General features: G+C 68.7%; 19 protein-coding genes. 14 read left to right on the top strand and 5 right to left on the bottom strand.

The genetic code is table 11. The features are described from left to right. Positions 1–46 precede the first annotated feature (46 nt). Genes EI73_RS13625 through lnt form a run of 5 tightly spaced genes read left to right on the top strand, consistent with a single transcriptional unit; the run spans position 47 to position 3,860 of the window. Positions 47–676, top strand: a complete 630-nt coding sequence (locus tag EI73_RS13625; protein ID WP_034388576.1) for an SCO family protein — start codon at positions 47–49, stop codon at positions 674–676. A 32-nt stretch (positions 677–708) separates the two neighbouring features. Beyond that, a complete protein-coding gene (locus EI73_RS13620; RefSeq protein WP_034389060.1) occupies positions 709–1,074 on the top strand; it encodes a metalloregulator ArsR/SmtB family transcription factor in 366 nt (121 codons plus the stop codon). Then, entirely contained in the window at positions 1,071–1,490 is a 420-nt protein-coding gene (locus EI73_RS13615; RefSeq protein ID WP_034388574.1) for a hypothetical protein, read from the top strand. The genes EI73_RS13620 and EI73_RS13615 overlap by 4 nt, the downstream gene beginning before the upstream one ends. A 25-nt stretch (positions 1,491–1,515) precedes the next feature. Further along, positions 1,516–2,403: a cation diffusion facilitator family transporter gene (locus tag EI73_RS13610; protein WP_051935628.1), complete on the top strand. Its 888-nt coding sequence runs from the start codon at positions 1,516–1,518 to the stop codon at positions 2,401–2,403. Continuing rightward, a complete protein-coding gene (gene lnt, locus EI73_RS13605) occupies positions 2,403–3,860 on the top strand; it encodes an apolipoprotein N-acyltransferase (RefSeq protein WP_051935627.1) in 1,458 nt (485 codons plus the stop codon). The genes EI73_RS13610 and lnt overlap by 1 nt, the downstream gene beginning before the upstream one ends. A 131-nt stretch (positions 3,861–3,991) precedes the next feature. Here lnt and EI73_RS13600 read toward each other — a convergent pair whose 3' ends face one another. Continuing rightward, complete coding sequence (locus EI73_RS13600) at positions 3,992–5,128, bottom strand: LCP family protein (RefSeq protein WP_034388573.1); 1,137 nt, start codon at positions 5,126–5,128, stop codon at positions 3,992–3,994. A gap of 502 nt (positions 5,129–5,630) precedes the next feature. On the opposite strand from EI73_RS13600, the gene EI73_RS13590 reads away from it, so the two are divergent. From EI73_RS13590 to EI73_RS13580, 3 genes are all read left to right on the top strand, one after another. Further along, a complete protein-coding gene (locus tag EI73_RS13590; protein WP_231557358.1) occupies positions 5,631–6,674 on the top strand; it encodes a peptidase C39 family protein in 1,044 nt (347 codons plus the stop codon). Between the two features lie 146 nt (positions 6,675–6,820). Beyond that, complete coding sequence (locus tag EI73_RS13585; protein WP_034388566.1) at positions 6,821–7,312, top strand: TlpA disulfide reductase family protein; 492 nt, start codon at positions 6,821–6,823, stop codon at positions 7,310–7,312. 111 nt (positions 7,313–7,423) lie between these two features. Next, the gene (locus EI73_RS13580) at positions 7,424–8,032 is read left to right on the top strand and encodes a hypothetical protein (protein ID WP_156103610.1); all 609 of its coding nucleotides are present in this window, start codon (positions 7,424–7,426) and stop codon (positions 8,030–8,032) included. Here the strand turns inward: EI73_RS13580 and EI73_RS13575 are convergent. Together EI73_RS13575 and EI73_RS15710 are read right to left on the bottom strand one after the other, a co-directional pair. Continuing rightward, positions 8,002–8,763: a M23 family metallopeptidase gene (locus EI73_RS13575; protein ID WP_034388560.1), complete on the bottom strand. Its 762-nt coding sequence runs from the start codon at positions 8,761–8,763 to the stop codon at positions 8,002–8,004. The two genes, EI73_RS13580 and EI73_RS13575, sit on opposite strands and share 31 nt — an antisense overlap. 381 nt (positions 8,764–9,144) lie before the next feature. Next, positions 9,145–9,333, bottom strand: coding sequence for a hypothetical protein (locus tag EI73_RS15710; RefSeq protein ID WP_051935626.1), 189 nt, complete (start codon positions 9,331–9,333; stop codon positions 9,145–9,147). A 312-nt stretch (positions 9,334–9,645) separates the two neighbouring features. Between EI73_RS15710 and EI73_RS13565 the strand changes: the two genes are divergently transcribed. The 5 genes from EI73_RS13565 (at position 9,646) to EI73_RS13545 (ending at position 14,204) form a co-directional block, all read left to right on the top strand. Further along, positions 9,646–11,154, top strand: a complete 1,509-nt coding sequence (locus EI73_RS13565) for a phospholipase D-like domain-containing protein (protein WP_051935625.1) — start codon at positions 9,646–9,648, stop codon at positions 11,152–11,154. Between the two features lie 1,002 nt (positions 11,155–12,156). After that, positions 12,157–12,741, top strand: coding sequence for a TlpA family protein disulfide reductase (locus EI73_RS13560; RefSeq protein WP_051935624.1), 585 nt, complete (start codon positions 12,157–12,159; stop codon positions 12,739–12,741). Beyond that, entirely contained in the window at positions 12,738–13,211 is a 474-nt protein-coding gene (locus EI73_RS13555; RefSeq protein ID WP_051935623.1) for a cytochrome c-type biogenesis protein, read from the top strand. The genes EI73_RS13560 and EI73_RS13555 overlap by 4 nt, the downstream gene beginning before the upstream one ends. Further along, complete coding sequence (locus EI73_RS13550; RefSeq protein ID WP_156103609.1) at positions 13,208–13,531, top strand: hypothetical protein; 324 nt, start codon at positions 13,208–13,210, stop codon at positions 13,529–13,531. The genes EI73_RS13555 and EI73_RS13550 overlap by 4 nt, the downstream gene beginning before the upstream one ends. After that, complete coding sequence (locus EI73_RS13545) at positions 13,524–14,204, top strand: DUF1345 domain-containing protein (protein WP_051935622.1); 681 nt, start codon at positions 13,524–13,526, stop codon at positions 14,202–14,204. The genes EI73_RS13550 and EI73_RS13545 overlap by 8 nt, the downstream gene beginning before the upstream one ends. A gap of 862 nt (positions 14,205–15,066) precedes the next feature. Here EI73_RS13545 and EI73_RS13540 read toward each other — a convergent pair. Then, the gene (locus EI73_RS13540) at positions 15,067–15,834 is read right to left on the bottom strand and encodes a M23 family metallopeptidase (protein ID WP_034388552.1); all 768 of its coding nucleotides are present in this window, start codon (positions 15,832–15,834) and stop codon (positions 15,067–15,069) included. A 142-nt stretch (positions 15,835–15,976) separates the two neighbouring features. Further along, positions 15,977–16,594 (bottom strand): DUF305 domain-containing protein, encoded by a 618-nt coding sequence (locus EI73_RS13535; protein ID WP_034388550.1) that lies wholly within the window; start codon positions 16,592–16,594, stop codon positions 15,977–15,979. A 137-nt stretch (positions 16,595–16,731) separates the two neighbouring features. On the opposite strand from EI73_RS13535, the gene lgt reads away from it, so the two are divergent. Continuing rightward, complete coding sequence (lgt, locus tag EI73_RS13530) at positions 16,732–17,679, top strand: prolipoprotein diacylglyceryl transferase (protein ID WP_034388548.1); 948 nt, start codon at positions 16,732–16,734, stop codon at positions 17,677–17,679. Positions 17,680–17,813 lie beyond the last annotated feature (134 nt).

The following is a 17,813-nucleotide window of genomic DNA, read 5'->3' as shown; positions in this document are numbered from 1 at the left end:
ACCGACCTTCTCTCCACTCCACCCTTTTGACCGGAGAACTTTGTCCATGAACACTGTCCCCCCGCGCCCTGTCTGGCGCTCCGCCTTGTTGGCCTGCCTGGCCGTCACACTCCTGCTGGGCGGCGTCTGGGCCTATGCGCGCCTCAAAAGCCCCTTCCCCTTCTACGGCACGGTCTACACCCCCGTGACCGCCGCGCCCGCCCTGGTCGGAACCGGGGAGAACGGCAAGGCGTTCTCCCTCAGCGACCTGCGTGGAACAACGGTGGCGGTGTTCTTTGGCTTCCTGCACTGCCCGAACGTCTGCCCGACGACCCTGGCGTCCCTCGAACGGGTGCGCCAGGCGCTGCCGCCCCGGGACCGCGAGAACTTTCGCACTGTTCTGGTCACGCTCGATCCGGCCCGTGACGACGTGCAGAAGCTGCGCGAGTACCTGACCTTTTTCAGCCCGGGTGCCAAAGGCGTGTTCATCCCGGAGCCGAATCTGGCCGACACGGCGGCGGCCTGGGGCGTGGGGTACCAGAAGGCGGATGTGAAAAGCCCGGCGGACTACCAGGTCAACCACACGACCGGCGTGTACCTGATCGACCGGGAAGGGCGGCGGCGGGTGGTGTGGGACTACACCCAGCTCACGAACGTGAACCGGGTGGTGGCGGACGTGCGGGAGGTGATGCGGTGACGTTCGCAGGCAGCCTTCCGCGCTACCCTCAGATGGTGAGAACAGCTTCTCAAGATGACGTCTGTGACGTCCCCTGTGTCCATCCCGAGGCGGTCGCCCGCGTCCGCACGGCTCTGCCGGACGCGGTCTGCGTGGAGGCCGCCACCAGCCTCCTCAAGATGGTGGCCGATCCCACCCGGTTGCGGCTTCTCAGTGCGTTGAACGTCGAGGAGCTGTGTGTGTGTGACCTGGCGGCCGTGGTGGGCATCAGTGAGAGTGCGGTCAGCCATCAGCTCCGCCTCCTGCGCGCCCACCGTCTGGTTTCCTTTCGCAAGGAAGGCCGCGTCGTGTACTACCGCCTGCTCGACCAGCACATCACCAGCCTGATCGGCAACGCCATCGACCACGCAAAAGAATGAAAGGGGCCCTGACCCTGACGGCGGTGGTGGTCGCCGCACTTCTGGCCCTGGGCGCGTGGTGGTGGGCCACCGAACGCCGCTGGCAAAGCCCCCTGTACTGCATTGAGCAACCGGGCACACTCTGGAACGGCCTGGTGCCCCTCCCAAACGGTCTGACGCCCGAATGTCCCGAAAGCCGCAGTTACCGCCAGGAGGTCCGCCAGGGGGAAAGCCGCGTCGAGCAGTACCGCCTGCCCGGCTGGCACCCCAAAGCGCTGCTGGGCCCCCTGCGGCAGGCCGGGTACCGGCAATTGACCGATGATCCGATTGGGCCGGGGAACTACGCGGCCTTCCTCGACCGGCAGGGCCGCATGCTGCACTACCTCGCCACCCTGGAAGGCCGGACCACCCTGATCACCCTGAGTGGCCGGCCCTGACCCGCCCGACCTCTGGAGGCCTCCCTTGGACCGCACCATCCGCCTGGCGCAGTACAGCCTGCTGCTCGGCCTCTTGATTCTCGTCCTGAAGGGCGGCGCGTACCTGCTCACCGGCAGTGTGGCCCTGTACTCCGACGCCCTGGAGAGCATCATCAACGTGGTGGCCGCCGGCGCGGCCCTCTTGGCCCTGTCCATCGCCCGCAAACCCGCCGACGCCGAGCATCCCTACGGCCACGCCAAGGCCGAGTATTTCTCCGCCGTTCTGGAAGGCGTCCTGATCGTGCTGGCGGCGATCAGCATCATCTCCAGCGCTTACCAGGATCTGCAGGCTCCCAAGCCGCTGGAAGCGCTGGGGCTGGGCCTGCTCGTCTCCCTGGGCGCGACGCTGCTGAATGCCGGGTACGGCACCTACCTGATCCGCACCGGGCGGCGCCTGCGGTCCCCGGCCCTGGTCGCCGACGGCCAGCACCTGATGACGGACGTCGTGACCAGCGGGGGCGTGCTGGTCGCCCTGGGCCTGGTGGCGCTGACCGGCTGGACGGTCCTTGACCCGGTCATGGCGATGCTGGTGGCGCTGAACATCCTGTGGGTGGGCTGGCGGCTGGTGGGTTCCTCCCTGCGCAGCCTGCTGGACCAGGCCGCCCCACCCGAGACGCAGGCCCTGATCCGCCGCCTGGTGGCCGAGCATGCCGAGGGGGCGCTGGAGGCCCATGACCTGCGCACCCGTCACGCGGGCCGCCTGACCTTTATCGACTTTCACCTGGTGGTGCCGGAACACTTCACGGTGGGCCAGGCCCACGCGATCTGTGACCGCCTGGAAGGGGTCATCGCCCGGGAAGTGCCCCACAGTGAGGTCACGATTCACGTCGAGCCCGAGGGGGCGGCCAAACACCACGGGGTGCTGGTCCTCTGATGAACCGCCGGGTGTGCTGGCCTCACCTGCTGTGTCTCCTGGCGGGGGCAGCCCTGGCCTTCACCTTCCCGCCTTCGCCGCTGGGTGCCCTCGCGCCGCTGCCCCTGGCGCTGCTGTTCCGCCAGGTGGCCAGCCAGCCGCCGGGCCGCGCCTTCAGGCTGACCTTCGCCTTTGCCGCCAGCTTTTTCACCGCGTTGCTGCTGTGGCTCCCTTCGAGTCTGGCCCCATGGTTCGGCCCCGGCATGGCCGTGCTGTACCTGGGGCTGGTCGCGTGGCTCGCGCTGGGCTGGGCCGCTGCCGCCGCGCTCACCCGGCGCGTGATGGGTCCGGCCACCCTCTGGGCGCTGCCGTTCGCCTGGGTGCTGCTGGACGCCGCGCGTGCCCTGGGACCGTTTGGGTTCACCTGGGGCAGTCTGGGCTACGCCTTCGCGCTGACCCCGCTCGTGCAGCTCGCGGACCTGGGCGGCGTCTCGCTGGTGGGGCTGGTGGTCACGCTCACCGCGGCGGCGCTGGCCGACGGCCGCCCCCGGGCGCGACTGGGCGGCGTCCTTCTGCTGGTCCTGGGGACCACCTACGGTCTGACCCGGCCCCCCGACCCACCGGGCACCGCGCGGGCCCTGCTGGTCCAGGGCAACGTGGACCCGCGCGCCAAGACCCAGGGGCGTACCGCTGACGAGTTGCGGCGGTACCTGGACCTGACCCGCACGGGCCTGGCGGCGGGGCCGGTCAGGCTGGTGGTGTGGCCGGAAACTGCCGCGCCCGCCGCCCCCACCGTTCCCGAGGTGGCGGGTGCCCTCACGGCCCTCAACGTGCCGCTCCTGATGGGTGCCCCGACCCAGGAGGGCGGCTACCGCAACAGCGTGTACGCGTTTGAGGCGGGGCAGGTCCAGGGAAGGCAGGACAAGGTCCGGCTGGTGCCATTCGGGGAGTACTTTCCGGGCCGGACCGTCCTGGATGGGGCGTACCGGGTGATCTTCCGCTGGCTGGGGCTCCCCCCGCTGAGCGGCACGGTGCCCGGCCGGACCCTGGCTCCGCTGCCCCTGAGCGGGATCCCCGTCGGCGTCCTGATCTGCTACGAGTCGACGTTTCCGGCCCTCGCCCGCGCGCTGGTGCAGCGCGGTGCCCAGGTTCTGGCCGTGGTCTCCAATGACGCCTGGTTCGGGCCGTCCGTGGGGGCCGAGCAGCACTTCCAGATGGGCCGCGTGCGGGCCATCGAGACGCGCCGCTGGGTGCTGCGGGCGGGCAACGATGGCGTGACGGCGGTGATCGCCCCTTCCGGGCGGGTCATGGCCCGCCTGCCCCGCGCAGTCGCCGCGACCCTGCCCGCGTCCTTTGGCGTGACAGCCCGCCTCACGCCCGCTGTCCGGTTCGGGGAGTGGCCGGTCCTGCTCAGCCTCTTCACCCTGGTGGGCCTCCGGCTCTGGGGCGGCAGGCTCACCGCCCGGGGAACTCCCTGACGCCGCCAACTCGGCCGAACCGGCGCTGGGCGGCTCAAGACCCTGGGCGACAGAAGGTTTTCTCCCTGCACCTCTTTCGTCCCACTTGAAGCGTCAGCCAGCGGAACAGGGGCATTCCCGCCGCAGCCCACTCACTGTTCCTCCACGTCGTTCCCCAGACGCACCGTCACGTCCGCGCCGGGCAAACCTTCCTCCTGCGTGACCCGCCCGGAGCCCACGTCCCGCAACACGGCCGCCGCCGCCTTTCCCGTGAGGGTGGTCGGCCCCTTGGCGCGCAGGCCATTGGAGATGATGACCTTCTGGTAGCCCAGGGCTTCCAGCTTTGCCTGGAGGCGGCGCGCGCTGCCGTCAGGCGCGCCGACATTCACCACCGCGACGGTCAGCGTGCGCGGGTCGTTCGGGTCCCGGAAACGCGCCTCGACCAGGGCGTGCAGTGCGGGATGGTCGGCCACCCAGGTGCCGCCCTCCCCAAAGGTCCCCGGGAGGGTCTGCGTGTTCACCTTCAGGCCGCTCAGCGCCGCGCCCAGCAGCGCGCCCACCTGCGCCCGGGTCAGGTTCGTCTTCGTGTTCTGGTCCAGGGCACCCACCATGGCGGGCAGCCGCCACCAGTTCAGCGGGTTCTTGACCCGGCGCACCAGCGCTGTCAGGTAGAGCTGCTGCCGCTGGACCCGCCCGATGTCGCCCAGGTTGTCCTTCCGGAACCGCAGGAAGCCCTCAGCCTGCTGCCCGTTCAGATGTTGCCGCCCGGGCTGGAGATCGATGTGCAGCTTGCCCGCGTTGTCGTCGTACTTCATGCGCTTGGGCACCTCCAGCGTCACGCCGCCGGCGGCGTCGGTGAGGGCCCGCACGGCATTGAGGGACAGCAGGACGTAGGCGTCCACCGGCACACCCGTCAACTCCTGCACGGCCCGGACCAGCAGGTCAGGCCCTCCTTTCACGTTGGCCCCGTTGATCTTGCCCGGGCCCTGGCCCGGAAGGTTGACCCAGGTGTCCCGTGGAATGCTCAGCAGGTTGGCCGTGCCGCCCGGCCAGAGCTGCGCGAGGATCAGGGTGTCCGTCAGAAAGGTAAAGTCCTCCGGGGCCACCGGCCACGGCCAGACCGCGGCATTTTCCTGGTACCGGGGTGTGACGCCGGCGAGCAGCACCGTGACTGGCCCCGCCGCTTGGCGTGGCAGCGCGCCGTACCGGATGAGGGCCGGGACAGCGGGAGCGGACAGGGCGACGAGGCCGGCCAGAACAACAAGCACGGGAACGGCAAGGCGGCGCACCCGCGCAGTGTATGCCCCATTTCCTGGGTCAGACGTCCGGGCGTGACACGCGGGAGGAGGCCAGCCGGTCAGCGCGTGCATAGGACCAGGCAAGCGCAGAGGAGGGACGCCGCGACGTCCTTGTTCCCCTGGGAAAGCGGAAGGACATCTGGCGGTAGGCCGACAGTCCATACCGGGGCATCAGGCTCTCCTTGATCGCCTCGTCCGCTCCGGGGGAGGCCATCGCCTTCCGGGAGGACCCGGCCAGTCGGCCCAGGAGGTCGGCCTTGAGGGTGGCCCACGGCGGGTATCCATCCAGGGTCCCCATAAGCAGCTTGACGCACGAAGCGCCAGCCCAGGCGTGTCAGGGTCTGGTGAGCCGTTCTCCAATTCAGGTCTCCAAAGCGGTACGTCGCGGCCTGCACCGCTGAACCTGGGGCAAGCCGCAGGACGACGGTGAACAGGACCTCCTGAAGGGCACCACGGTCACCCAACGGAGCCACCTGCCCGGTAGCCTCTGGCCGTGAAGCCCTTCTGGATCCTCCTGCCTGGTCTGCTGCTCGAGAGCGCGGCCGCCGCCCCCTACGCGAAGCAGACCAGCTTCGGCACGCCCTCGCCCGCCATCCGTGCCGCGCAGGCGCAGATCAGCGTCCCGGCCACCTGGCACGCCCTCCCGCCGCTTCAGGGGGGCCGGCTGGAAAGCGCGGCCGTCACCGTGCCGCCCTTTAACGAGCTGATTCCGAGCTGGAACGTCACGGGGTCCGCCACCAGCCCCGTCATGGTCGAGGTGCGGGTGCGCCGCCCGGATGGCCGCTGGACCCGGTACTTCAGCTTCGGCGAGTGGCGGGCGAGTGGACCAAGGGCGAGCCTCCGGGTCACGCGCACGGCGGACGGCACGCTGAACACCGACACCCTGACGCTGCCTTTTCGTGCGGACGCCTTTCAGTACCGGGTGACCGTGGGGGCAGGCGCGCAGGTGCGGCTGCTGTCCTTCAACACGTCGGACACGGCGCTGCGCTTCCGCGATCAGGGCGCGGCGGGGCAGGTGGCCGCCTGGAACCGGATGCTGAAGGTGCCGGGACTCTCGCAGATGATCTACCCAGATGGTGGGCCGGTGTGGTGCAGCCCGACCAGTGTCAGCATGCTCCTGGGCTTCTGGAAGAACCCCGTGCGTGTCCCGGACGCCGCGAAGGGCAGCTTCGATGCGGTGTACGGCGGCTTCGGCAACTGGCCCTTCAACACGGCATACGCGGGCACGCAGGGGATGCAGGCGTTCGTCACGCGCCTGGGCAGCTTGCGGGATGCGGAAGCCTACCTCCGTCAAGGCCTCCCGCTGGCCGTCAGCGTGCGGTTCAAGGCGGGCGAGTTGCCCGGCGCCCCGCTCGCCTGGTCAGACGGGCACCTACTGGTCCTCACCGGGTTCGACGCGCAGGGCAATCCGGTGGTCAACGACCCGGCCGCGCCGAGCGATGCCAACGTGAAGCGCATCTATCCCCGCAGCACCTTCGAGCGGTTGTGGCTGAACCACGCGGGCGGGATGGCGTACGTGATGGCCCCCCAGCCCTGAAGCAGGCAAGGCATTTGCCGGAGGCGCAGGGGGGACGGGCTGCCTGGGACGGGCCGAGGGCGCGAGACCAGACTGTCCCCGGCCCGCTCGCCGCCACGGGTGGAACTGGCTATGCTGAGGGAACCCGCTGCTCTTCGGAGGATCCCATGAAGCGTGTGCTCGTTCTGCTTGCCTTGGTCAGCCTCGCCACGCCCCTGCCGGCCTACGCGGGGGGCGGGGCAGGTGCCCTGCGGCGTCCTGCCCCGAACTTCACCTTCACCGACTTGGGTGGCGAGCGGGTGAGCCTGGCCGAGTTGCGGGGTCAGGCGGTCATCGTACAGTTCGGCGACGTGGGCTGCGCCGTCTGCCGGGAGAACGACCGCCTGCTGCGCCACTACCAGCTTGAGTACGTGACCCACGGCCTGGTGGTCGTCAGCCTACACGGGCAGGCCACGCTGGATGAGCTGCGGCGGTATGACGCGGCGTTCACGTTCAGCACCTTGACCGGGCTCGATCCGGGGCAGGCGATCGCGCGGCGGTACCACGCCCTGCCTGTCCCCACCACGGTCTTTATCGACCGGGACGGGTTCATCCGGGACGTGCGCCGGGGCCGCCTGGATGAGGACGAACTGTTGCGGTCGCTGCAAGGGCTGCTCTGACCTTTCCGGCCACCCAAACGGGACGGCCGAGGCGAGGCCCACAGACCCCTTGGCCCACGATGTGAAAAGGTGGGGCTGGCCTCCCCCGGGTGGGGCGGAAAGGGACATATCTTGACTGCACAGACTCTGTCCTTCACCGACAGCCGGATTCCCTATGCGGCTGCCCTTTCCATGCTGGCGGCGGTCCTGCACGGCGGGGTGACCGGCGCGCACTTCACGGAGTGGTTCGGGTACGGCCTGTTCTTCCTGGTGGCCACCGCGGCACAGTTCGTGTGGGGCGGCTTCCTGCTCCTGCGCTCCTTCGAGGCGCGGGCCGCCCAGAGTGACCCTCACCCTCGGGTGGGCTCCAGCAGGCTGGAAGTGCCGTACTACTGGGCAGGGGTGCTGGGGAACCTGGCGATCGCGGCAATGTACTTCGTCACGCGGACAGTGGGGATTCCCTGGTTCGGTCCGGAGGCCGGTGAGGTCGCTGCTGGTCGCGCTCCTGCTCGTGATGCTCTTCAAACCTGCGGTGCCGCGACCGGAGCGGGGGCGCGGCGCGAGGTGACCCCACTCCACCTCGGCCTCAGCGAAACGTGGCCTGAGGGCCGGTCTCACCAGCAGGCAGGCTGGACGGCCGCCCTGACGCCAACTCCGGGGGAAGTGTCCTGGGGATCCCAGCGACGGAGGCTGGACTCCGCCGCCTGGCTTCACTGCACGCTGAAGGGATTGACCGCCTGACCCTGCCGGTACAGGCGGTAGTCGACGTGGGCCCCGGTGCTGTTGCCGGTGCTGCCGACCCGGGCGATCACCTCACCAGCCTTGACCCGCGCACCCACCTGGACCAGGTTGGCGCTGTTGTGGCTGTACCGGGTGCTCATGCCGTTGCCGTGGTCAAGCACGATGGTCCAGCCCCAACCACTCTGGCCGTCAAAGCGGGACTCCACGACGGTGCCGGGGAGGGCGGCGCGAATGGGCGTGCCGGCGGGGGCGGCGAGGTCCAGGCCGGGGTGAGCGGACTGGTAAGGCGTGGTGATGCGGCCCTGGACCGGGAGCGCGGCGTTCACCCGGATGGAGGCCGTGCGGACGACGGCGGTGGTGGCGGTGCGGGCCGTCGTGGGAGCAGGCAACCCGAGGCGCTGCCCCACCTGGAGGGGCACCTGGGGATTCAGCCCACGGTTGGCACCCAAGAGGGCCCCCAGGGTGGTGCCGCTGCGCTGCGCAATCAGGGACAGGGTATCTCCCCGGCGGACCGTCCAGGTCCGGGCTGGCACGGCGGGCAGGCGGAGCGCTGCACCCACACGCAGCTTCGCGGGGTTCAATCCAGGATTGGCCTGAAGGAGGGCCTGCGGCGCCGTGCCGTACCGCACCGCGAGGCGGGTGAGGGTATCGCCCGGTTGCACGATGACGGTCTTGGCGGCAGCGAGACTGAACATCAGGAGCGTCAGCGCGGTGAGTAGGTGATTACGCATGAACGAGCGGTAAGGTACCAAGGTTGGCTCAAGTTTGGATGAATGAGCAATCATGCAGCTAATTTTTGGAGTGGTGCCCGGCAATTTCGCCAGCGGCAACAGGAGATCCTGCAAAACGGGGCGCCCGTCTCGCAGGTGTTTGAAGCTGGCAGGAATGCCCCGTGTGCACGTTCGGCGGCGTGTGTCCTGGCCATCAACCTCCGGCTTCGCGGCCGGTCCAGGCGTCCGCTGTCCAGACGGGGGCGTACCCGGCACGAACTTCGCGGCGTTGGGGGCGAGGAACGAGAGCGCCACGCCCCGGCTTCCGGGGACGCCGCAGCTCGATCAGGAAGATGGCCAGGAAGCCCGGGAAAAAAGGCGCAGTCCGCAGTGGCCGTCCGGTCATCTGGTGCGCCTCGGTAGGCCACTCCTCGGCTCCAGGTGCAGCAGGGTTACTCCAGCAAAGGACAGGCTCACCTCCGGCGCGAAGCCGGACAGGCTGCCGAGCAGGACGGTCAGGACCAAGCCCAGCAGGACACCCAGCGGCTGGTGTTCCTGCTTGATCTCGGGCAGCCGGTTACGGACGAGCACCGCGAAGTGCTGAAAAGCGCAGCGCCAGCCTTCACCGAATGGGGGCGGCGTGTGGCCAGGAAACCGCCGAGGACCGTCGCGGCCGCCGGGACGAACACCAACAGCAGCAGCGAGAAACCCCGCCTCACGGCGCTCCCATCCGGGAAAGCCCCCAGGTGGGAGCACCGCCCGTAAATACGTCCCGGCATCTGAACCTCCTTGCGGTGGAGCTTGGGCCCGTCGCGTTCGGGAAAAAAGCTTCTTCTCACATTGTCAGGTGCGGGCAGGATCGATCCAACCCTTGATCTCTGATTGTTGAATACTTGTTCACATATGAAGCACCAGCGTGTCTTCCGGGTGGTGAGCGGGCTTTCCTGCGTCCCGCACTGGTTTCTGACGCTCCTGCTGACCGTGGGGGGGCTGGCGGACGCCTCCGAATTCCCGATCGGGCTGGGCGGCGTGCCCCCGACCGCCAGCCTCAATCCTTCCGGCCTGTCCTGTTCCAGGCCGGTTGATCCGCTGGAACTCGCGCTGTGGCGCGTCACGACCGAGGGGGGGCGCCCGGACCGCTCGTGCGGGAACGCGTTCGTGGGCTTCCTGCGAACGCCGCGCACCGTCACACAACCGGATGCCTTCGACGTAACGGCGGACCAGATCCGGGGAGCACGGGCCGAAGTGCTGCTGGCCAGCATGGAGTGGCGCGCGGGCGAGGGGAACCCCGGCTGGACCTTCGCGCAGGCGGTGCGGGACCTGTACCTGAAGGTACGTGCGAATCCCGCAGCGTACCCGCAGGGCATGACGGTGCGGGTGGCGCTGGGCGGCTTTCCGGACTTCAAACGCCCCGACGGGGCCACGCAGCCGCTGGAACTCGTGCGGGACCTCACGCGGCTGGGCATTCCTCTGAACGACCCGGCGGTGGGGTGGCGACTCGCGGTGGCGAACTACCGCTACTTTCCGCACAGCCACGTGAAGCTGCACGTGATCGACGGCCAGGACGTGACGGTCGCCGGGTACAACTACACTGACTGGCACCTGCCGGACACGGAACCGGGCGGAAAGAGCCTGCACGATCTGGGCTTGCGGATGAGCGGACCGGCAGCGCAGGACGGCGTGACGGTGTTCGACGACCTGTGGCGCAACGCCCAGCAGGTGCGCTGCCCGGAGAGCACGCTGGCTGCGGAAGTCGCGCGGCGCTGCACCCTGGGTCCGCCCGAGCCGTCCAACCATCCGGACACGGCCCGCGTGCTGACGGCGACCGGGGAAGCGCGCGCCTTCCTGCTGTACCGCCGCCCGGGGTTCGATCAGGCGGACCGGGCGCAACTGGCGCTGTTCGGTGCGGCGCGCCGGAGCCTGGACCTGATGCAGGCACAGGTCAGCCCCAGCCTGAAGTGCTGGTACGCCTACCTGAACCCCGACGATTGCCCGGTGGGCGAGTGGCACGCGTACTTCCGCGCCCTTCTGGCGGCGATGGAACGCGGCGTGAAGGTTCGCGCCCTGATGGTCGATTACGGCACCGACCGGGCCGCGAACCGCAGCGGCGTGGCCCTGTTGCGGCTGGAAGCACGGCGGCGCGGCCTGGAGGACCGCTTCGAGGCCCGCTACGTCACCTTCAACCTGCATACCAAGGCCATGACGGTGGATGACCGAATGGTGCTGGCGGGGAGCATGAACCTGCACTTTTCCTCGTGGGGACCGCTTGGCCTGAACGAGGCGATGCTCGCGACCACGGACCCCCAGGCCGTGACCGAGCAGCGCGCCAGCTTCGAGGACGTGTGGGCCAACCGCAGCCGCGCCGTCCCTGAGGAATGGTGGATGCGGAATGTCTCCCGCCTCCCGAAGTAAGGGGACCGGGATCGCCCAGGACCACCGGGACCCTGGGCATGGCGCGCGCAACCCGTTATGGCGCAATTCCCCGCCTCCCTTCCAGCGGCGCAGGACAGCACAAGTTGCGCCGGCCAGCACTGTCCACGCCGTCTGTGTGGGGTCTGGCCGAGGCAATCCTGCGGTCCACCCTCCTGACCGTTGTCGCCCACACCCGTTGACTGGGATCAGGCGGGAACACAGGGACTCGCAGATGCTGCGCACCTCTCCCGGGTTCAATGTCCTCTACACATATGACCAGGTACTCAGATATGCTTGGAACGTGGCCTCCCCCGCGAACCCCCTCGACTATCACGTCCCCCGAATGGACTGTGAAAGCCGCGTTCAGGACGTGGTTCGTATGGTGGCCAAACTGCCGGGTGCCCGCAAGATCGAGGCGGATGCCCGGACGCAGCACCTCCGGTTGGAACTGGACGAAACGCGAACGTCACGGTCCGTCCTGGAAGACAACCTGCTGCTGCTCGGCTATGCCGCCCGCCCCTTCCCCGAGGTCCTGCCCGCCCCCGAGTGCCCGCTCCCTGAAGCGGCCAGGCCAGACGGCCCGGAACAAGCCCAGTCTGTCTCCCGGCAGCCTGTTCCGGCAAACGCGCCAGCGCGAGATCTGACTGACCCCGCACCGACCGGGCTGCCAGACAACGCCCTGACCGACCAGCCCTCCCCAGCCTCTCCTGCAGGGGCGTGGGGCAACCGGCCCTTCCGCAAGACGCCCCCTGTCCACGTCCGCCAGCCGCGAGCCGGTCGCGGACACCGCCGTCACCTCCCCAGCAGCCGAACCCCAGGGCAGGGGTCCTTTCCTGACCCTGCTGGCCATTCTGCTGATCCTGGCCGTAGGCCTGACCCTCTGGGCCACATGGACACTGATCGGCAAATGAAGCGGGCGTGCGGCTCCAGAGCAGGGTCGGCGGCCCTGCGGACCGTTCCCGGGACGGCTGGCGTGCCCTTGCCCTCTGCACCAGATCGGACATGCCTGTGACGAAATCCTCTCCTCAACTTCGCGTGGTCCCGCCGGTCCCCCTGTGGCGGCGTCTCCTCCCACCTCTCCTGGCAGCCGGGGTCGTCACCGTGCTGGGGGCGGCGCTGCTGAGCCCCAATCGGAGCGCCACCACCGGTGGCCCGCTCGTGGGGAAACCAGCCCCTGACTTCGCCCTCACCAGCCTGGACGGGGCGAGGGTGAGCCTGTCGTCCCTCCGGGGCCGTCCGGTGGTGCTGAACTTCTGGGCGTCGTGGTGTGTCCCCTGCCGCCAGGAAGCGCCCCTCTTCCGTGAACTCAGCGAACGGCAGGCGGGAGGAACGGGCTTGGCAGTGGTCGGCGTCCTCTTTCAGGAGACGAAGGAGCAGAACGCCCGCGAGTTCATTCGCGAGTTTGCCCTCGCCTATCCCAGCCTCCGTGACCCCAACTCCAGAACGGCCATCAATTACGGTGTGGGCGGGATCCCCGAGACGTTCTTCATCGACCGCCAGGGGGTGATCCAGTACGTGGACCGCGGCGGGCTGACCCGCGAGCGGCTGAACGTGGGGCTGCGGAAGATCGGGGTGGCGGGCCTGTGAAGCGCCGGCTGCTTCCCGTGTTCTGTGGCCTCCTGCTGTCGGCTTCCCTGGCCCTGACGCCCGAGCAGGAGGCCCGGACCGAGCGGCTGGGCCGCAACCTGCGCTGCCCGATCTGCACGGGCCTGCCCATCACGGAAAGCACCAATGACCTGAGTGCGCAGATGCTGCGGGAAGTGCGGGAGCAGGTGGCGGCGGGGCGCAGCGACCGCGAGATTTATGACTACTTCGCGGCGCGGTACGGGAACCTCGTGCTGCTCGACCCACCGAAGGAGGGCAGCAACCTCCTGCTGTGGGGGGCACCCATCGTGGCCCTGGCCGCGGGAGGTGCGGTGCTGTGGCGCTTTCTTCGGTGCAGGCGACCGGCGGGCGCGGCGGCCCCATACGTGACGGAGGAACCCTTCGACCCCTACCTCGCGGAAGTGCAGCGGCAGACGCGGCGGGACGATCCCCAGGCAGGGGACGGCACGTGATGTTCAGTGCGGTGGGGCTGGGCCTGGGCCAGCGGGTGCCTCCAGGGCTGAGGGCGCTGCGCGGGAACGCCCCCGGCCTGATGCCAGGTGCGCTGCGCGCCGTGCCCGGACAGGCCAAGAGCGCCCGGCCCGCCTTCCTGAAGCCCGCCGACCTGAACGTGCTGGAACCCTGGAAGGCCAGTGAAGGTGGGATCAATCCCCCTGGGCGGCGTCCTGGCGGCAAGCGGGAGACTGGAGTTCAGACCCGTCGCGCACAGCGGGCTCTTCTGCTCCTGGGACCCTTCCACGGCTTGATGCCGGGGAGCGCGGGCCATGCCTGAGCCTGCCCCCCTCCGGGAGACGCAGGACCAGTGGCAGCGGTCCTGGTCACGTCTGCTCGTCGCCAGTGCCGCCGGAATCACGGTGGCCCTCGTCCTCCCGGCCCCCTCGTCCGGGTTGGTGCGGATCGTCGCTGGCTGGGACGCCGGTGCGATCACCTTGCTGGCCTTGACCTGGCGGTTCATCCTGCGTTCGTCGCCTGCGCGCACCCGCTATGCTGCCGCTGCCGAAGACCCCGGGCGCGCGGCCGTGAACGGCGTTGTTCTCGGCTCCAGCCTCGTGAGTCTCGTCGCCTCGGCCATCGTGATCGAGCACGCCAAACGCCTGGAGCCGGGGGCGCCCATGCTGGCCATCGCCGTCGCCGTGATCGCCGTGCTGAGCGGCTGGTTCCTGACGCACACCACCTACACCCTGCGCTACGCGCATCTCTACTACAGCGATGGGGATGAGGAGGCGGGCCCGGACGGTGGTCTGGAGTTCCCCGGGTCGAAGGCACCCTCCGCCCTTGACTTCGCCTATTTTGCCTTCGTTATCGGCATGACCTTCCAGGTTTCGGACGTGGAGATCTCCAGCCCCGTGATCCGCAGGGTGGCGTTGTGGCAGGGCATGACCGCCTTCTGGTTCAACGTCGCGATCCTCGCGCTGACCCTGAACGTGCTTGGCAGCCAGATCTGACGCCGGTCCTGCCGCCTTGCTGACGCTTTAAGGGACAGGGCCTGTCGAGGAACGCCCGCGCAAGGAGTCGCATGAGGGCGAGCTGCCCGTCCAGCAGGCGCAGTTTGACGGTGATGTCCAGCCGGGGCCGCCGGTGGGTGCCGGGTTGGATGGCGAGTCCCTCTGGGGCGTGGCGCTATCCTGGGGCGCGTGGGCTGCGCCTGAATTTCCCGGTGATCCTGCGCCGCTTCGGCACCCGCTGGCCGGACCGGGAGAGCCGCAAGATCGCCGGACCCGACGAGCGGTGGCCCGATCCCAAGGTGCCGCGCGACGAGCGGCTGCGCACCCAGCCGCCCGAGGTGCTGCTGCAAGAACTCACGGCCTGGCTCACGGGGGCGTACCCCCGCCTCGCCGACGTGTGCTGGAGTTTCCCCAGGTCAACCCCATCCTGCGGAGTACGACGCCCGTTGGGCACGCCTCGCGGGCGAGGGGGACAAGGCGTGGCGGGTCCGGCAGCAGGCGTTGCGCGACGAGTTCCTGGAGGGCCGGGCCACGACGTTCCATGCCGACCGCGCCGTGTACCTGAGCGAGGAGGTCCGAACCGACCTACGGGGCGGACTCTGGGAGCGCGCGCAGGGCGCCCGGACCGTCACCCATGAGGGCTGGCACGCCCTGCGCCGGGACAACCGGCGCTTTGGTCCTTTCGGCGTACGCGAGTGCCCACCTTGCAGCCTTCACCCCCGACGAGCAGCGCATCCTACGGTTGCCCAGGGGAGCCTCCCATCACGGCGGAATTCACTTCCTGTTGCGTCTCGTCGGGGTATTTTGGGGATACCGGTCCCGACGTCTTCTCAAGCACCCGCCCCGGCTCACCGCTTCAGCATCAGTCCAGGCTGAACGGGTTGATGGGCTGCTCCTGCACCGTCACGCGGTAATCCAGGTGGGGGCCGGTGCTGTTGCCGGTACTCCCGACGCGGCCAATCACCTGTCCGGCTTCCACGCGGCGGCCCACCGGGACCAGATTTGCGGAATTATGGCTGTAGCGGGTCTGCAGGCCGTTGCCATGGTCCACGACGACCGTCCAACCCCAGCCGCTCCGGGCGTCGAAGCGGGACTCGGTCACCACGCCGGGTGCGGCGGCGCGGATGGGCGTGCCGCTGGGCGCGGCCAGGTCCACCCCCTCGTGCCCGTCACGGAAGGGGGTGGTCAAGCGGCCGGTCACGGGCATGACCGGCGTGACGCGAATGGACGCTGGCCGGACGACGGGCGTGGCGGCGGACCGCGGCGCGGCGGCTAACCGGGACGGCAAGGTGAGCTTCTGGCCGACCTGCAGGGGCTGCTGTGGGTTCAGGCCGCGGTTGGCCGCCACCAGGGCGTCCACCGTGGTCCCCTCACGCCGGGCAATCGCCGAGAGGGTATCGCCGGGCCGGACCGTCCACATCCGGGTGGCTGGGGGCGGCAGCGTCACGCGCGTCCCCGCCTTCAGGGCACCCTGCGGCAGGGTCGGGTTGGCGCGCGCCAGGGCCTGAGGGGTGGTGCCGTACCGTACGGCCAGACGGTTCAGTGTGTCGCCCGGTTGCGCATTCACCGTCGCTGCGGCAGCGACATGGAGACTGGACAGGACGAGGGCAAGCAGAAGTTGACGACGCATGAATGGGTGTCAGCTTGCCCCAGGTTTGTAAAGATTGCGTAAAGGTGACGGCGGGTTGGGTGGCTCGGACCGGCAAACGCGCGGCGCAGCGCGGAAAAAAGCGCGTGCCCCGGGAAGGAGGCACGCACGTCAGAGGGAAGCTTTACACGCCGCGCTTGATCAGCCACAGGCGGAAGTCATGCACTTCCGTCGCCTGATCGCGCACGATGTCCCGGGCAAGCTTCAGGACGCGGGCGTCACTGCTCTTCTGCAGCGCCAGGGTGGCCATATCGATGGCGGACACGTGGTGGGGGATCATGCCCTGCACGAAGGCCACATCCGGGTTCTTGGCCTTCTTCACCATGTCGGCCATCCCGCTCATGCTGCTCTTCATCATGTTCGCCATGGCCGCGTCACTGCCGCCATAACTCCTGAGCAGTGTGTTCATCTGCTTGATTTCGCTCTCCTGCGCCTTGATGATCGCGTTCGCCCAGCGCTTCACGCTGGCATCCTTGCTGACGGGCAGCACCGCCCGGGCCATGTCCACGGCCATCTGGTGGTGCGGGATCATCATGCTCAGGAAGGCACGGTCAAACGCCTTCCCCCCCAGCTTCTCCAGGCCGCTCATGTCCATCTTCATAGACATGCCACTCTGACCGGACATGCCACTTTGCCCCGACATGCCGCCCATGGTGCCGTGATCCATTCCACCCATGCTGCCCTGCGCGAAGCCCATCCCACTGACGCTGAGGACGGCCACCAAAAGAAGGTTTCGTTTCACCCCTGGAAGATACGGGGGCCCTGTAAAGTTCCTGTAAAGCGGGGCAGCCACCCCCTACCCGGCACCTTTACAGCAACTTTACAGACGCTCCGTACCGTTGCGGTGGGCTGACCCTTCTCAGCCCAGGCGGAGGCGGAATGGACCCTGTTTTCCTGAAAATCGGCAGTTTCACGATTGCCTGGTATGGCGTGCTGATCACGCTGGGCATCGTGGCGGGCGTGTGGGTGGGTACCCGGCTGGCCCGCGAGCGCGGCCTGAACGTGAACCTCTTCAACGACATGATCCTGTGGATGATCGTCTGGGGGCTGGTGGGGGCGCGGCTGGTGTTCGTGCTGACCTCCTGGCACCAGTTCGCGGGCATCCCCTTTCCGCGCGTGCTGCTGGACATCGTCAACCTGCGGGCGGGTGGTATCTCCATCCACGGTGGGCTGATCGGTGGGATTCTGGTGCTGCTGTACTACACCTGGCGCTACAAGCTCAATTTCTACCAGTACGCCGACCTGTGTGTCCCCGGCGTGGCCTTTGGGATCATCGGCGGGCGCATCGGGAACATCATGAACGGCACCGACACGGTCGGGCGGGTGACCGGCTGGCCCATCGGGTTCCACTGGCCCGCCTCCGCCCGCGCCTTCCACCAGGGCATGTGCGTCCCCAACCCGAACCCCGATCTGGACCTCTCCAGGTACTGTCAGGAGATCGGCGGGCAGCTCGTGATGACGGCGCCCGTCCACTTCACGCAGCTTTACGGGGTCATCATCGGCATCATCCTGGCCGTCGCCGCCTTCTTCTGGCTGCGCTCGCGCAAGGCGGGCTGGGCCTTCTGGCAGTTCTGGCTGTGGTACTCGATCCTGCGCGCCGGGTGGGAGGAAACCTTCCGCCTCAACCCCCTGCCGCTCAAGACGTATCTCAACCAGGGCCTCCAGGCGCCGGGCATCGGCCTCTTTACCGAGACGCACCTGATCAGCATTCCGCTGATTCTGGTCAGCCTCTGGATGTTGTGGCGGCTTCGCCATCAACCGGACCCACGTGACAGAGCAGTCACCACCTCCAAGGTAAGACCTTCTTCCCCCTCGGAGCACCCGTGACTGGCCTGCCTGTTCCCCAACATTGCCGGAAATGCCCTGCTGACGGGTCAGGCCAAGGCGCGAGGCCACGTGCTGGCCTCTCCTCACGAGCTGCAGGCGCCAGCGGTGAGGTTGAGTGCCTGGGACGCGCCGTT

This window comes from Deinococcus sp. YIM 77859 (assembly GCF_000745175.1).
Classification (GTDB): Bacteria; Deinococcota; Deinococci; order Deinococcales; family Deinococcaceae; genus Deinococcus.
The sequence above is the reverse complement of the archived record's forward strand: the minus strand, read 5'-3'. Positions and strand labels throughout refer to the sequence as shown.

Excerpts from the sequence above, each read along its gene's own strand:
- EI73_RS13625 (WP_034388576.1), top strand. The coding sequence starts at position 47 with ATGAACACTGTCCCCCCGCGCCCTGTCTGGCGCTCCGCCTTGTTGGCC.
- EI73_RS13620 (WP_034389060.1), top strand. The coding sequence starts at position 709 with ATGGTGAGAACAGCTTCTCAAGATGACGTCTGTGACGTCCCCTGTGTC.
- EI73_RS13615 (WP_034388574.1), top strand. The coding sequence starts at position 1,071 with ATGAAAGGGGCCCTGACCCTGACGGCGGTGGTGGTCGCCGCACTTCTG.
- lnt (WP_051935627.1), top strand. The coding sequence starts at position 2,403 with ATGAACCGCCGGGTGTGCTGGCCTCACCTGCTGTGTCTCCTGGCGGGG.
- EI73_RS13585 (WP_034388566.1), top strand. The coding sequence starts at position 6,821 with ATGAAGCGTGTGCTCGTTCTGCTTGCCTTGGTCAGCCTCGCCACGCCC.
- EI73_RS13575 (WP_034388560.1), bottom strand. The coding sequence starts at position 8,763 with ATGCGTAATCACCTACTCACCGCGCTGACGCTCCTGATGTTCAGTCTC.
- EI73_RS13565 (WP_051935625.1), top strand. The coding sequence starts at position 9,646 with ATGAAGCACCAGCGTGTCTTCCGGGTGGTGAGCGGGCTTTCCTGCGTC.
- EI73_RS13560 (WP_051935624.1), top strand. The coding sequence starts at position 12,157 with ATGCCTGTGACGAAATCCTCTCCTCAACTTCGCGTGGTCCCGCCGGTC.
- EI73_RS13545 (WP_051935622.1), top strand. The coding sequence starts at position 13,524 with ATGCCTGAGCCTGCCCCCCTCCGGGAGACGCAGGACCAGTGGCAGCGG.
- EI73_RS13540 (WP_034388552.1), bottom strand. The coding sequence starts at position 15,834 with ATGCGTCGTCAACTTCTGCTTGCCCTCGTCCTGTCCAGTCTCCATGTC.
- lgt (WP_034388548.1), top strand. The coding sequence starts at position 16,732 with ATGGACCCTGTTTTCCTGAAAATCGGCAGTTTCACGATTGCCTGGTAT.